14 protein-coding genes are annotated in these 12,969 nt (G+C 68.9%); 6 read left to right on the top strand and 8 right to left on the bottom strand.

Going from position 1 to position 12,969, the window contains the following annotated elements; translation table 11 throughout:
- Window positions 1-427: 427 nt before the first annotated feature.
- On the bottom strand, window positions 428-1,042 hold the full coding sequence (locus tag ACSSVZ_RS07205) for a DUF938 domain-containing protein (RefSeq protein ID WP_453969113.1): 615 nt from the start codon (window positions 1,040-1,042) through the stop codon (window positions 428-430).
- A 356-nt stretch (window positions 1,043-1,398) separates the two neighbouring features.
- Between ACSSVZ_RS07205 and ACSSVZ_RS07210 the strand changes: the two genes are divergently transcribed.
- From ACSSVZ_RS07210 to ACSSVZ_RS07230, 5 genes are all read left to right on the top strand, one after another.
- Entirely contained in the window at window positions 1,399-1,899 is a 501-nt protein-coding gene (locus ACSSVZ_RS07210) for a MarR family winged helix-turn-helix transcriptional regulator (protein WP_453969114.1), read from the top strand.
- Window positions 1,900-2,069: 170 nt separating this feature from the next.
- A complete protein-coding gene (locus ACSSVZ_RS07215) occupies window positions 2,070-3,671 on the top strand; it encodes a UbiD family decarboxylase (protein ID WP_453969115.1) in 1,602 nt (533 codons plus the stop codon).
- A 119-nt stretch (window positions 3,672-3,790) separates the two neighbouring features.
- Complete coding sequence (locus ACSSVZ_RS07220) at window positions 3,791-4,759, top strand: ABC transporter substrate-binding protein (protein ID WP_453969116.1); 969 nt, start codon at window positions 3,791-3,793, stop codon at window positions 4,757-4,759.
- An 8-nt stretch (window positions 4,760-4,767) separates the two neighbouring features.
- A complete protein-coding gene (locus ACSSVZ_RS07225) occupies window positions 4,768-5,574 on the top strand; it encodes an ABC transporter permease (protein ID WP_453969117.1) in 807 nt (268 codons plus the stop codon).
- 11 nt (window positions 5,575-5,585) lie between these two features.
- Window positions 5,586-6,374 carry an ABC transporter ATP-binding protein gene (locus ACSSVZ_RS07230; RefSeq protein WP_453969118.1) on the top strand — a complete coding sequence of 263 codons (789 nt, stop codon included), beginning with the start codon at window positions 5,586-5,588 and terminating at the stop codon, window positions 6,372-6,374.
- A gap of 12 nt (window positions 6,375-6,386) precedes the next feature.
- Here ACSSVZ_RS07230 and ACSSVZ_RS07235 read toward each other — a convergent pair whose 3' ends face one another.
- Window positions 6,387-6,653: a hypothetical protein gene (locus tag ACSSVZ_RS07235; protein WP_453969119.1), complete on the bottom strand. Its 267-nt coding sequence runs from the start codon at window positions 6,651-6,653 to the stop codon at window positions 6,387-6,389.
- A 141-nt stretch (window positions 6,654-6,794) separates the two neighbouring features.
- On the opposite strand from ACSSVZ_RS07235, the gene ACSSVZ_RS07240 reads away from it, so the two are divergent.
- Entirely contained in the window at window positions 6,795-8,408 is a 1,614-nt protein-coding gene (locus tag ACSSVZ_RS07240; RefSeq protein ID WP_453969120.1) for a GMC family oxidoreductase, read from the top strand.
- Between the two features lie 15 nt (window positions 8,409-8,423).
- Here the strand turns inward: ACSSVZ_RS07240 and ACSSVZ_RS07245 are convergent, their stop codons facing one another.
- The 6 genes from ACSSVZ_RS07245 to ACSSVZ_RS07270 are packed head-to-tail and all read right to left on the bottom strand — an operon-like array spanning window position 8,424 to window position 12,959.
- Window positions 8,424-9,251: an alpha/beta fold hydrolase gene (locus tag ACSSVZ_RS07245; protein WP_453969121.1), complete on the bottom strand. Its 828-nt coding sequence runs from the start codon at window positions 9,249-9,251 to the stop codon at window positions 8,424-8,426.
- A gap of 4 nt (window positions 9,252-9,255) precedes the next feature.
- Window positions 9,256-10,320: a threonine aldolase family protein gene (locus tag ACSSVZ_RS07250; protein WP_453969122.1), complete on the bottom strand. Its 1,065-nt coding sequence runs from the start codon at window positions 10,318-10,320 to the stop codon at window positions 9,256-9,258.
- An 18-nt stretch (window positions 10,321-10,338) separates the two neighbouring features.
- Window positions 10,339-10,896: a DoxX family protein gene (locus ACSSVZ_RS07255; protein ID WP_453969123.1), complete on the bottom strand. Its 558-nt coding sequence runs from the start codon at window positions 10,894-10,896 to the stop codon at window positions 10,339-10,341.
- Between the two features lie 60 nt (window positions 10,897-10,956).
- Complete coding sequence (locus ACSSVZ_RS07260) at window positions 10,957-11,730, bottom strand: HvfC/BufC family peptide modification chaperone (RefSeq protein ID WP_453969124.1); 774 nt, start codon at window positions 11,728-11,730, stop codon at window positions 10,957-10,959.
- Window positions 11,720-12,610, bottom strand: coding sequence for an MNIO family bufferin maturase (gene bufB, locus ACSSVZ_RS07265; RefSeq protein ID WP_453969125.1), 891 nt, complete (start codon window positions 12,608-12,610; stop codon window positions 11,720-11,722). The genes ACSSVZ_RS07260 and bufB overlap by 11 nt, the downstream gene beginning before the upstream one ends.
- Window positions 12,611-12,653: 43 nt before the next feature.
- The gene (locus tag ACSSVZ_RS07270) at window positions 12,654-12,959 is read right to left on the bottom strand and encodes a BufA1 family periplasmic bufferin-type metallophore (protein ID WP_453969126.1); all 306 of its coding nucleotides are present in this window, start codon (window positions 12,957-12,959) and stop codon (window positions 12,654-12,656) included.
- Window positions 12,960-12,969: the final 10 nt, after the last annotated feature.

Here is a 12,969-nt window from a genome sequence, read left to right on the forward strand (position 1 = left end):
GCAGGCGTCGCAGCCGGGCTCATGGCCGTGCCGGCGGGGGGCTTCGTCGTGGGAGATTGAGCGGTCTTGGGGGCCTGACCGGGTGCTCGGCCTCGCATGAAGCGATGTCGAGTGCAAAGACATGAAACCCCCAGAACGTTGTGTGCAGAGCGTTGGCGCGCACCGAGGATGAGGAGGTTGCGGGTGCGCGACCGAAAACAATAAAGCTCGCACGGTCGGCGTCAATCGATGCCGGCCCGCCGGCGGCTCCGTCCGGTGCTCATGCTCTCGCCGGGGCGCTCGGCGCCGGGATGCCGAACGCGCAGTGCGCACGCCGTCCAGTGCGCACCAAAAAGCGCACCAAAAGCGCAGGAATGCGCAGATCCGTCCCGGTTAAATGCCGTGGTTTGACTGCGCACTGGGGCTGCGCACAGGCTGCGCACGCGCGTCAGGCGCCGGCCGCCTTGCGGAACACGACCGTCAGGTTGTTGGCCGGCATCTCGATGACCTCGTCGAGGCGAAGCCCGGCGGCGTCCGCTTCCGCGGCCACATAGGCCAGGTCGCGGATGCCCCAGGCGGGATCGCGGGCCTTCAGATCGGCGTCGAAGCGGTCGTTGGAGGGCGCCGTGCCGTGGCCGTCGCGGCGGAACGGACCGTAGAGCACCAGCGGGCCGGATTCCGGCAGCAGCCGGCCGGCGCCGCGCATCAGCGCAGGCGTCGCCGCCCAGGGCGCGATGTGGATCATGTTGATGCAGACGACCGCATCGGCCGCGTCGACCGGCCAGCGCCCGCCCACGACGTCGATGTCGAGCGGGGCCCGGACGTTGGCAAGCTCCTCGGCCGCGACCCAGGCCGCGATCGAGCGGCGCCCGCCGGGGTCGGGCTCGCTCGGCTGCCAGTCGAGGGCGGGCAGCGCGCGGGCAAAATGGACGACGTGCTGGCCGGTCCCGCTGGCGATCTCCAGCACCAGGCCCGCTTCGGGCAGCACACGCTGCAGGACCGACAGGATCGGGTCCCTGTTGCGCGCGACGGCGGGAGCGTCCAGCCTGTGGTCGGTGGTCATGGGGAGCTGCCTCGGGCTGGCTGGCCCCCGATCCGGAGGGCCGGCGATGATCGGACCCATTCGAGCAGATGGGGGCAAGGGATCCAAGACCCGGACCAGGACGGCTTCGGGCCGCGGGGGTGCAGGATCGTGAAACGGAGCCGATTCCAACGGCCTGCGACAGGCCGTCCCCGCCGTCTGGCGCCGGGCTTGCATTCGGACTTGCCGTATACTCGCCCGACCGGGCCCGCCGCAACGGCTGGCCCCGCCCATCAGCCAGAGGGCTCTCAGAGAAGGCAGGCCCCCGGGCGACCACGACCTGGGGCCTGTCTTGCAGCCGACATCCCGCCCTCCCGGGCGACAGGAGGAATGGACTCATGCCGCAGACCCAGGGGCCGGAGCGCGCCATCGACGACACGCTCGACGTCGATGCGCCACAACCGCTGCAGCAGGAAACGGTCGGCTATCTGATCAACCTGATCGCGCGGCTGCTGGCGCAGGCGCTGAAGGCGCGCAACGGGGCCGGCGGGGTGATGCCGGGACAGTATCCGATCGCGCTCGAGCTCCTGCGCCACGACGGCGCGACCCAGCGCGACCTCTGCGAGGCGGTGCGGATCGAGCAGGCGACGGTGGCGAACACGCTGAAGCGGATGGAGCGCGACGGGCTGGTGGAGCGCCGGCCCACGTCGGACAATGGCCGGCTGGCCACCAACCACCTGACGCCGATGGGACGGCGGCTGGCGGCCATCGCGGTGGAAAATGCGCTCGACGTGAACCGCGTCGCCTTCGAGGGCCTCGATGCCGCGCAATGCTCCGATCTGCGCGAGACGCTGAGCGGAATAGCGTTTCGCCTCGAGGGGGATCTGAGGAAAAGATAGTCTCAATTGCTCAACATTTGCGCACGGACATATCCTAGACAGTTATAGCTAGCTATGAAATGATTTTGATCAGGCCGAGGCTTGGTTGACCCGCGACTGACGCGCCGTTTCAACCCGGCATCCTTGGGTTCAAGTGACCGGAGTGGCCTCCCGGCGGAAGCGGCGCCCCCATGCACGATACGGAATCCTTTCGCGGCTTTCTCGACCGGCTCCGGGCCGATGGCGAGATGCTCGATCTCGAACAGCCGGTCGACATCCGTCATATCGCGACGCTCGTCGACCAGTCGGACAAGGCGCTCTTCTTCCACAACGTCATAGGCTACGATCAGCCGGTGGTCTCCGGCATCATCCGCACGCAGAAGCGCGCGATCATGTCGCTCGGCTGCACCACCTATCCCGAGATCGAGGCGAAGCTGAAGCAGGCGATCGACCATCCGGTCGAGTCGCATTCCGTCCAGGGCTCGTCGACCGACGAGGTGGTGCTGACCGGCGACGACGTCGACCTCTACCGCCTGCCGATCCCGATGAGCTCGATCTACGACGGCGGCCCGATGATCACGGCGGGCATCACCATCGCCCGCGACCCGGACTACGGCCTGAACGCCGGAATCTACCGGTTCATCGTCAAGCAGAAGAACCTGACCGGCATCGACATCGTCACGCCGAACAACATGCGGCTGTTCGCGCAGCGGGCGTTCGAGGCGGGGCGGACTTGCCCGATCTCCATTTCCATCGGCAATCACCCGTACGAGATCATGGGCTCGGGCTTCCGCGCGCCGCTGGGCATGGACGAGATGTCGGTTTCCGGCGGGCTGCGCGGCGGGCCGGTGGACTTGGCGCCGTGCTCGACCATAGACGTGCCCTACATCGCCAACTCCGAGATCGTGCTCGAGGCGGAGATCCTGCCGACCGGCTGGGTCTATCCGGAGGGCCGCTTTGGCGAGTTCACGCGGCTGATGGGCGGCCTGCACTGGAACCCGATCGTCCGCATCAACGCCATCCGCATGCGCAAGGACGCGGTCTACTACGCGCTGCACATGCCGTGGGAGAACACCTGGCTGGCGGCGCCGACGCGCTACACGGCCATCCGCCAGGCGCTCAAGACCGCCGGCGTCCAGGTCAAGGACATCAACGTCACGCTCGGCGGCTGCGCCTTCTGGCACGCCGTCATCTCCATCAAGAAGCAGGCCGGAGAGGGCAAAAACGCGCTGCTCGCCGCGTTGTCGGTGATGGACCTGAAGCACGTGGTCGTGGTCGACGACGACATCGACGTGTTCAACCCGGTCGACGTGGAATGGGCGATTGCCACCCGAGTGCAGGGCGACAAGGACATCATGGTCGTCACCCACGCCCGCGGAAAGCCGCTCGATCCGAGCCTGCCGCCGACGCCTCCGGGGCAGGTGCCGACAACGGCGAAGGTCGGCATCGACGCGACCATCTCGGAGGGCATTCCGAAGGAGCGGTACGAGCGGATCGCCTATGCCTATGCCGACACCGCCAAGATCGACGACTACGTCGGCGGCAAGTCGGACGCGCCCGGAACGGCCGGCGACGAGGCCGACGTGGAGGCGCTTGCCGACCGGATCGCCGAGATGATCGGCGCCGAGCCGCGCTACTACACCGACATCGCCGACGCGTTCTCCAGCTACGACTTCGTCACCGTCGCCAAGGCGCTGGGCCGCCTGCACGAAACGGAGCGGCTCTGGCAGGATCCGCGCGGCCGCATGTGCCTGCGCGGCTCCGAATTCGCTGCCAAGCCGCCGGGGGCCTGACTGCTGTCATGACGCATGCAGACACGCCTCGTACTGACCACCGAAGAAACGCCTGGAGATAGAAGCAGAGCGGTGGAATCGCCTCAGGACCAAAACGCTTTCCTGAAAGGGGACAATCCATGCTTCCAGTGTTCCGACGTCTGACTGTTCTTGCCGCCCTCGTTCCGGTCATCGGTCTGGGCGCGCTTCCGGCCCACGCCGAAACGGCGCTCAAGGTCGGCGCCGCGGCGAACTCCGCCGGCTCCCTGCCCATCGTCGTCGCCGACCAGCAGGGGCTCTTCAAGGAAGAAGGCCTCACCTACGAGCGCATCGACTTCAAGGGCGGCGCTCCCGCCGTGCAGGCGCTGGCCGCCGGCAGCATCGACATCTGCATCTGCGCGGCCGACCACGCCGCCCGTCTCGAGCAGCGCGGCCTCGGCGGCGCCGTCCTCGTGGCGCTCGCCAGCCAGCACAGCTACGCGCTGATGGCGAACGGCGACTCTCCGGCCAAGGGGTTTGCCGACCTCACCGGCCAGAAGCTCGGCATCACCTCGGCCGGCAGCCTGACCGACAACACCATCCGCTATGCCATCAAGGAAGCGGGCTTCGACGCGGACAAGGACTTCGAGCTGATCGCCATCGGCCGCGGCGGTGCCATGCGGGCGGCTCTTGAGACCGGGGCGATCGCTGCCGGCATGTTCACCACGCCGGACATCCAGGTCAACCTGGCCGAGGACGGCAAGTACAAGCTCGTCGAGGACTTCCGGGTGATGAAATATCCGGCCCAGGACCTCGTGGTCACCGACTCCTGGCTGGAGAAGAACCCGGAGACGGCCGAGAAGGTCACCCGCGCCGTCGTGAAGGCATTGGCGATGATCCAGAAGGATCCCGCCGTCCTGAACCAGGCGATCAAGGAGATGTTTCCGAAGTTCGACGACGCGCTGGTGGCCCAGGTCGCCAAGGATGTCGCGGCTGGCTACCTCTCCCCGGACGGCGTCATGAGCGAGGAAAGCTACCAGGTCCTCAATGAAATGCTGGCGGCTTCCGACCCGAGCTACAAGGCCGTGCCCTACGAAGACGTCATCGTGACGACCTACTTCGCGAAGTGAGCGGCACCATGACCGACACGGCAAATGCGGACGAGCGTCAGCTCGTCCGCCAGGGGAACGGACGGAAGCTGCTGGTCGGTCGCAAGGCGCTGGAGCAGATCGCGGTGATCGTGGTGCTGCTCGGGCTCTGGGAATTTGCGTCCCGCACGCTGCTGAATCCGTTCTGGTGCAGCCGGCCGACCATGATCGCCGAGCGCATCTGGGAGCTCGCGGTCAGCGGCGAGCTGTGGATCCACACCAGCACGACGGTGCAGGAAGCGGGCCTGGGCCTGCTGCTGGCCGCCGTGATCGGCATCCCGCTCGGCATCGGGCTCGCCCGGGCGCCGCGGATCGCCAGCATGTTCGATCCCGTCATCATGGGACTCTACGGACTGCCGCGCGTGGCGCTGGCGCCGCTCTTCATCCTCTGGTTCGGCATCGGCCTGTTTTCCAAGATCATGATGGCCTTCACCATGGTCGTCTTCATCTTCCTCCTGAACGTGATGGAGGGCATCCGCACCATCGACCAGGACCATCTGGACCTGATGCGCTCCATGCGCGCGGGCCGCTTCTATCTCGTCTACCGCGTGCTGCTGCCGGCCGTCGTGCCCTGGATCCTCGCCTCGTTCCGCATCGGCGTGGGGCTGGCCCTGATCGGAGCCGTCGTCGGCGAACTGATTGGCGCGAGCCGCGGCCTCGGCTGGTACGTCGAGAGCTCGGGCGGCCAGCTCGACACCACCGGGGTCTTCACCGGACTGGTCGTGCTGATGATCCTGGCGATGCTCGCCAACCAGATCATCGGGTTCGCAGAGCGGCGGGTGATCAAATGGCGCTGAGGGAATCCACCGTGACCGCAGAACCTGCCACATCGGCCGTGACGGCCAGGCTGAGGGATCTCCGGATCTCCTTCCCGCGGCCGGACGACGACCCGCTGCTGGTCATCGACGGCATCACGATGTCGGTCGGCGAGGGCGAATTCGTCGCCGTGGTGGGGCCGAGCGGCTCCGGCAAGTCGACCATCCTCCGGGCCATGTGCGGTCTCCTGGCACCGCAGAGCGGCGAGGTCATCGTCAACGGCCGCCACGTCACCGAGACGCCGGCGGAAGTCGGCTTCATGTTCCAGAAGGACGCCTTGCTGCCCTGGCGGACCGTGGCGCAGAACATCCGCGTCGGAGCCGAGCTGGGCGGGACGCCGGCCTCCGAGCGGTCGGCGCAGGTGGCCGGGCTGATCAAGCTCCTTCGGCTGGAGGGCTTCGAGAATGCCTGGCCGAGCCAGCTATCCGGCGGCATGCGGCAGCGCGTGTCGCTTGGGCGGCTGCTCGCCTATCGCCCGTCGCTGATGCTGATGGACGAGCCGTTCGGGGCGCTCGACTACCAGACCAAGATCGCCATGGGGTTCGAGCTCCTGCGGGTCTGGGAGGCGGAGCGGCGCTCGATCGTGTTCGTCACCCACGACATTGAGGAGGCGGTGGCGCTGGCCGACCGGGTCGTCGTGTTCAGCGCCCGGCCGGCGACGATCGTGGCGGAATACACGGTCGATCTGCCGCGGCCTCGCCACACCCGCGCCATGCGCCAGGATCCGGCGTTCACGCGGCTGACCGACGCGATCTGGTCTGACCTCGCACTGCCCGACTGAGGGGCAGTCACCCTATCCCTTGCCGAAGAGCTCGCGGACGGCTTTGGTCGAGCCGTCCGCCATGCCCATGAACTTGGGACGCTCCGACAGCATGCCGACGAACAGCGGCGTCCCGTCGGGAAGCTGCTTCTTGACCGCATGGTAGAGCCGCGACTGGCTGGCGTCGGTCGTGCACACGAACAGGCGCGGGCCGAGCGCCACCGCCTCGCCGGGAAAATCGAGCGGGCGGTCCGGAATGTCGACATCGCCGGTGCCCACGCTCACCACGAAGATTGCCATCCTCTCTCCATCCCTGCCTGATGATGCCCCGGCGGACTTGCGCCGGAGCCGCTTCGCGATTCACAGATAGGGAAGAAGACGTCGTCGAGTCTCCCGCCGCCTCGGGAAGGGAGCGAAAAAAGGCGTGCGGGAGGGGGACCGGTGCAGGACCTGGGGAACTACGACTACATCGTCGTCGGCGGCGGCTCGGCCGGCTGCGTGCTCGCCAACCGGCTGTCGGCCGACCCGCGTCGCAAGGTGCTGCTGCTGGAGCGCGGCGGTCGTGACAACTGGATCTGGTTCCACATCCCGGTCGGCTACCTGTTCGCCATCGGCAATCCGCGCGCCGACTGGATGTTCACCACCGAGGCCGAGGCGGGCCTCAACGGGCGCGCGCTCGCCTATCCGCGCGGCAAGGTGCTGGGCGGCTCCTCGGCCATCAACGCCATGCTCTATCTGCGCGGCCAGGCCGCCGACTACGACGCCTGGCGGCAGATGGGGCTCACCGGCTGGGGCTGGGACGACGTGCTGCCGGTCTTCCTCCGCCACGAGGACCACATCGACGGGGAGGGCCCGTTCCACGGCAGCGGCGGCGAATGGCGGGTGGAACATCCGCGCATGCGCTGGAAGATCCTCGACGAGATCCGCACCGCCGCCGAGGGCGTCGGCATCCCCAAGGTCGACGACTTCAACACCGGCACCAACGAGGGCTCGTCTTACTTCCAGGTGAACCAGAAGGCCGACCGGCGCTGGAGCGCGGCGCGCGGCTTCCTGAAGCCGGTGCTCGGGCGTCCGAACCTGCGGGTGGAGACCGATGTGCATGTCCACCGGCTGATCATCGAGGAGGGCCGGGCCCGCGCCGTGGTATTCGATCGCGGCGGCGAGGAAATCCGGGCGTCGGCTGCCGGCGAGATCGTGCTGTCCAGCGGGTCGGTCGGCTCTCCACTGATCCTGGAGGCGTCCGGGCTCGGCGATCCGGAGCGGCTGTCGGCCGCCGGGATCGACGTCGTGCGCGGGCTGCCCGGCGTCGGCGAGAACCTGCAGGACCATCTGCAGATCCGACCGGTCTATCAGGTCAGCGGCATTCCGACCCTCAACGGCCTGTACGCCAACCTGTTCCGCCGGGCGATGATGGGCGTCGAGTACGCGCTGCGCCGCACCGGGCCGCTGACCATGGCGCCGTCGCAGCTCGGCGCCTTCGCCCGCACCTCCGACGCCTACGCGACACCGAACGTCGAGTTCCACTTCCAGCCGCTGTCGCTGGACAAGTGGGGCGACGGGCTGCACCCGTTCGATGCCTTCACCGCCAGCGTCTGCAACCTGCGCCCGACCAGCCGCGGCTCGATCCACCTCGGCCGGGCCGACGACGGCACGCCGAAGCCGCTGATCAGCCCGCGTTACCTGTCGACGGAGGCGGACCGGCAGGTGGCGGTGGACTCGCTGAAGCTGGTGCGGCGGATAGTCGGCCAGCCGGCGCTCGCTCCCTATCAACCGGAAGAGTATCTGCCGGGGCCGCAGGTGGAGAGCGACGCCGACCTCCTGAAGGCTGCGGGCGATCTCGGCACGACGATCTTCCACCCGGTCGGCACCGCCAAGATGGGCACCGACGACGACCCGATGGCGGTGGTCGACGCGCGGCTGAAGGTGCGCGGCGTCGACGGCCTGCGGGTTGTCGACGCCTCGATCATGCCGACGATCGTGTCGGCCAACACCAACTCCCCGACCATCATGATTGCCGAAAAGGGTGCCGGAATGATCCTCGAGGATGCGCGCTGAGGGCGGCCGCCGGCCTCAGCCCGCGCCGAAGAGGCGCAGCGCTGCCGCGACGATGGCCTCCGGGGCGTCCTCCTGCATCAGGTGGCCGGAGCCGGGGACCTCGGTCAGCTCGCAGTCGGGAAGCATTGCGGCGAAGCGCCGGCCCGTCTCGATCGGGATCCAGGCGTCTTCGGCTCCCCAGAGCAGGTGGACGGGACAGCGGAGCGTGCCGTAGCGCCCCTCGACCGCGTCGGTGTAGGCCATGTCCATCTGGGCGATCTGGCGATAGAAGGCGGGTTGCCCGGTCTCCCCGAGCCAGGGCGCCAGATACGGGGCGAGCGCCTCGTCGTCCATCGTCCGGCTGACCGCGCCGCGGATGTAGGCGGCCAGGATCGCGCGCTGCAGGTAGTCCGGCACGCCGGCAAAGGCCGCCTCGTGCTGGCGGACGTGCTGTACGAACGGCGATCCCCACGGCCGGATCGCCACCGGATCGACCAGCAGCAGGGTCTCGTAGTCGCGGCCGTTCAGGAAATGCGCGCGGAGCACCGTCGCGCCGCCGAAGTCGTGGGCGACGACGCTGGGCCGGTCCAGCCCCCAGTGATCGAGGAGGGCGGCGAACACGTGGTTCTGCACGCCGAGCGAGACGTCCTGACCGGCCCGCTTTTCCGATTGGCCATAGCCCAGCAGGTCGAAGACATGGACCTGGCATGTGCGCGCCAGTTCACGGCCGATCCGGCGCCAGACATAGGACGAGAACGGCGTGCCGTGGACCAGCACCACCGGCCGGCCGTCCCCGAACCGGTCCCAGGCGACCGCCTGGCCCTGGAAGTCGAACCGGTGGCGAAGATCCCAATCCGGGCTCATGGATCTAGGCGCCGCTGGTTCCGAGGGCGGCAAGGAATGCGTCGACCTCGGCGTCGGTGGTGGCGAAGTTGGCGATCATCCGCACCCGCGTCTCGCCCGGGCGCGGCGCCTCGTCGGCGGTGGCCCCGCGGGTCCGCCAGGGATAGAGGGTGGCGCCGGCCTCCTGGACCCGCTGGAGGGTCTCGGTCTCCATGTGGGCGAACACCTCGTTGGACTGGCATGGCCAGGCGAGGCGGGCCTTCGGCGAGGCCTCGATGCCGGCGGCGAGCCGGGCGGCGGCGGCATTGGCCGCGCCGGCGAGCTCCAGCCAGTGGCCGCCGTCCAGCATCGCCAGCATCTGGGCGGCGACGAAGCGGCTCTTGGAGAACAGGTGGCCGGCCTGCTTGCGATGGGCCTCGACCTCGGGCGCCTTCGCCGCGTCGAAGACGACGATCGCCTCGCAGCACCAGGCGCCGGTCTTGGTCAGACCCAGTGAGAGGACGTCGACGCCGGCCTCCCAGGTGATCTTCGCCGGGCTGACGCCCAGGTGGGCGACGGCGTTGGCGAAGCGCGCGCCATCCATGTGGACGGCCATCTTCCGCCCGTGGGCGGCGTAGCCGAGCGCGGCGATCTCCTCGGGCGTGTAGACGGTCCCGGCCTCGGTGACCTGCGACAGGCTGACGACGCGCGGCGTGCCGCGCTGGTAGGAGCCCTGGGGATAGTGGCCGAGCACGGCCGCCAGCGCCTCCGGGGTGATCTTGCCGTCGGCGCCCGGAATGGAGACGAGCGTCAGGCCGCGGCCGAGGAAGGCGGGCGCGCCGCCCTCGTCGTTGGCGATGTGGGCATCGGCATGGCAGAAACCGATGCCGCCGGGGCCGGAGACGGCGGCGAGCGACAGCGAGTTGGCCGCGGTTCCGGTGGCCACGAAGAAGACGTCGAGGTCGGTCTCGAACACCTCCCTGAGCGCTGCGGTGGCCTTGGCCGTCAGATCATCGGTGCCGTAGGCCGGGGCGAGCCCGGCGGCGGCCTCGGTGAGCGCGGCCGCCACCTTCGGGCTGACGCCCGCCCAGTTGTCGCTGGCGAAGTTCATGCACTCTCCCGTCGCGGATCAGCGACGCAGTCTTCGGCCAAGAAGCGCGTCGAGCGAGATGAAGCCGGGCCCCTTCAGGACCAGGACCAGAAGGACGAACACCCAGAGCGTCCGCTGATCGGCGATCAGCGAGCTCGGGTCGCGGCTGAACAGGCTGCCGACGGTTTCGGCGCCGACGTCGTGGCCATTGATGTCGGTATAGGTCATGACCGCGATGAAGGCGATCATGCCAACCGCCGCGAGCCGGGTAAACAGCCCCACCACGATCAGGATGGGCAGCACGAACTCGGCATAGGTGCCGAGATAAACGATCACCTTGTAGGGAAACACCGGAATGGCCGAGGTGTTGTAGCTCACCTCCTCCATCAGCTTCGGCAGGATCTGGGCGTAGGCGCCGACCGATGCCTGGAAGAACCCGAGGAAGCCGTCGCCGACCTTGGTCAGGGCGGAGCGGAAGAAATACAGGAACAGCACGGCGGCGAACACGAACCGGGCCGCGAGGCCGAGGAACCAGTCGCCGAGGATCCGGTCGAGGGTGTGGAACACGCTGGCGTGGATGCGCATCAGGATGGACATGGTCGGTCGCCTTCTTATTGGCCCCCCAAGGGCCGGCCCGTGTGCAGGACGGTTCGAAGTCTAGACTGAGTCTTCGGTTGGAGCAGCCAGCGCACCAGCTGTCAGCAGCAGCGCCAGGCTTGTGCCGAGATCGAATTGGGCATTGGACGCGGCCGCTTCCTCAGCCGCTCTTGCGAGGGGCAGCCTTTCGCCGAGGGCGCGGCCGAAGGCGGCCCCGCCGGCCGGCAGTGCGTGGACGGAAACGGCGAGGCCGGGGCGGGCTACGAGCGCATCCTCGCCGCCGCCGGGAAGCCGTTCGGGCACCGGCCCGTCGCCGCGGTTGGCCTGCCAGATGGTCACCAGCGGATAGGGCGAGGAGACGAGGCGCGTGGCCGGGTGCAGCGCCAGCCGGGTCTCCGCCAGCCGGTCCGACGGGATCCGCGCCAGGGCGTCGGGCCCGAGCGGCTCGGCGTCGGTGGAGTGGTAGGCCGCGAGCCAGGCGAAATCGAGTCGGGCGACGTCGGGCACGTACGGGTAGGCGGCAAGGCTGTCGAGGCCGGCGAGGAAGTCGGGAAAGGTCGCGCCGTAGCGAAACAGCAGCGGCGAGGCCGGCTTCTCGGCCGCCACATAGGCGCCGGCGGCCGCGTGGAAGAAGTCCTCGCCGACAAGGCGCACGACGGTGGGAAAGGTCGCTGCAAGTGCCTCGATCAGCGTCGATGCGACGGTGTTGCGATAGACCTGGAAGCGCTTCGGGTCGCCGGTGCCATCGGGTCCATGCAAACCGTCGGGGATCGGGACGCCGGCATCGCAGACGGCGCCGAGGAATGTCGCGTGCCGCCCCGCTTCAGACGGCACGGCGGGCCTCCGCATCCGGATGCGCCCGCACCAGAATGGCCTCGGCGCGGGCGGCCTCGGCGGCGAGCTCCGGCCAGGCCGGCACGTCGTCGTCCCACTCGATGAGCGTCGGGATCGGTCGGCCGGCAAGCGCCAGGGTGCGGGCGAAGAGGTCCCACACGTCGCGGCAGATCGGGCGGTCGTGGGTGTCGATGAGCAAGGGCCGCCCGGCGGTGTCGTGGTCGGGGGCGTGCCCGCCAAGGTGGATCTCGCCGACGAACGCCATCGGGAAGGCGGCAAGGTAGGCGTCCGGATCGGACTGCCGGTTGGCGCAGGCGACCGCGACGTTGTTGACGTCGAGGAGGAGGCCGCACCCGGTGCGCCGCGCCAGCGCCGCCAGGAACTCCGTCTCCGTCAGCGTGGTCTCGGCGAACGCCAGATAGGTGGAAGGGTTCTCGATCAGGATCGGGCGGCCGAGGGCGTCCTGCACCTGGTCGACGTGGTCGGCAACGGTGGCGAGCGTCGCCTCCGTGTAGGGAAGCGGCAGCAGGTCGGGCACGTAGACGCCGTCGTGGGTCGACCACGCCAGATGCTCCGACACCAGCCCGGGATCGGTCCTCTCGACGACCGCCTTCAGCCGGGCGAGGTGGTCGCGGTCCAGCGGGCCGGCGCCGCCGATCGACAGGCCGACACCGTGCACCGAGAGCGGAAAGCGTTCGCGGATTGCCGCCAGCAGGCGGTGCGGGGGGCCGCCGTCACCCATCTGGTTTTCCGCGTGCACCTCGAAGAAGCCGATATCGGCCCCTTCGAGGATGTCGTGCACATGCTGGAGTTTGAGTCCGACCCCGGCGCGCGCCGGGACGGGGCTCGCCACGCGCGTCGTGGGTGCCGAGGGGCTCATGGACATTGGCTCGCGGCGCCGGGGGACGGCGCTCACCCGTCGCTCAGGACGCGGATTTCGTCGGCAGGTCGCGGTCGAGGGCCTCGAGGCTGCCGTGACGGTCGCCGGGGAGATCCATCGTGGTGCAGGTGCCCTTGGGAACGAGCTTCCAGGCATTGCCCTGGTAGTCGATTGTGGAGGTGGCCGCGCAGGTGGTGCCCGGGCCCGCGGCGCAGTCGTTCTCGCCGGCAAGCGCGACGCCGAAGCACTTCACCATGTCCTCGGCGGCGGCAGGTGTCGTGGCGGCGGCGAGCGCGCTGGCAACGGCTCCTGCGATTGCGGCGGTCGAGTAGGTCCTGGCAGTGGTCATCGAGATGTCT

The sequence above is a fragment of the Amorphus sp. MBR-141 genome (assembly GCF_053628695.1).

Excerpts from the sequence above, each read along its gene's own strand:
- ACSSVZ_RS07205 (WP_453969113.1), bottom strand. The coding sequence starts at position 1,042 with ATGACCACCGACCACAGGCTGGACGCTCCCGCCGTCGCGCGCAACAGG.
- ACSSVZ_RS07210 (WP_453969114.1), top strand. The coding sequence starts at position 1,399 with ATGCCGCAGACCCAGGGGCCGGAGCGCGCCATCGACGACACGCTCGAC.
- ACSSVZ_RS07215 (WP_453969115.1), top strand. The coding sequence starts at position 2,070 with ATGCACGATACGGAATCCTTTCGCGGCTTTCTCGACCGGCTCCGGGCC.
- ACSSVZ_RS07220 (WP_453969116.1), top strand. The coding sequence starts at position 3,791 with ATGCTTCCAGTGTTCCGACGTCTGACTGTTCTTGCCGCCCTCGTTCCG.
- ACSSVZ_RS07225 (WP_453969117.1), top strand. The coding sequence starts at position 4,768 with ATGACCGACACGGCAAATGCGGACGAGCGTCAGCTCGTCCGCCAGGGG.
- ACSSVZ_RS07235 (WP_453969119.1), bottom strand. The coding sequence starts at position 6,653 with ATGGCAATCTTCGTGGTGAGCGTGGGCACCGGCGATGTCGACATTCCG.
- ACSSVZ_RS07245 (WP_453969121.1), bottom strand. The coding sequence starts at position 9,251 with ATGAGCCCGGATTGGGATCTTCGCCACCGGTTCGACTTCCAGGGCCAG.
- ACSSVZ_RS07250 (WP_453969122.1), bottom strand. The coding sequence starts at position 10,320 with ATGAACTTCGCCAGCGACAACTGGGCGGGCGTCAGCCCGAAGGTGGCG.
- ACSSVZ_RS07255 (WP_453969123.1), bottom strand. The coding sequence starts at position 10,896 with ATGTCCATCCTGATGCGCATCCACGCCAGCGTGTTCCACACCCTCGAC.
- bufB (WP_453969125.1), bottom strand. The coding sequence starts at position 12,610 with ATGAGCCCCTCGGCACCCACGACGCGCGTGGCGAGCCCCGTCCCGGCG.
- ACSSVZ_RS07270 (WP_453969126.1), bottom strand. The coding sequence starts at position 12,959 with ATGACCACTGCCAGGACCTACTCGACCGCCGCAATCGCAGGAGCCGTT.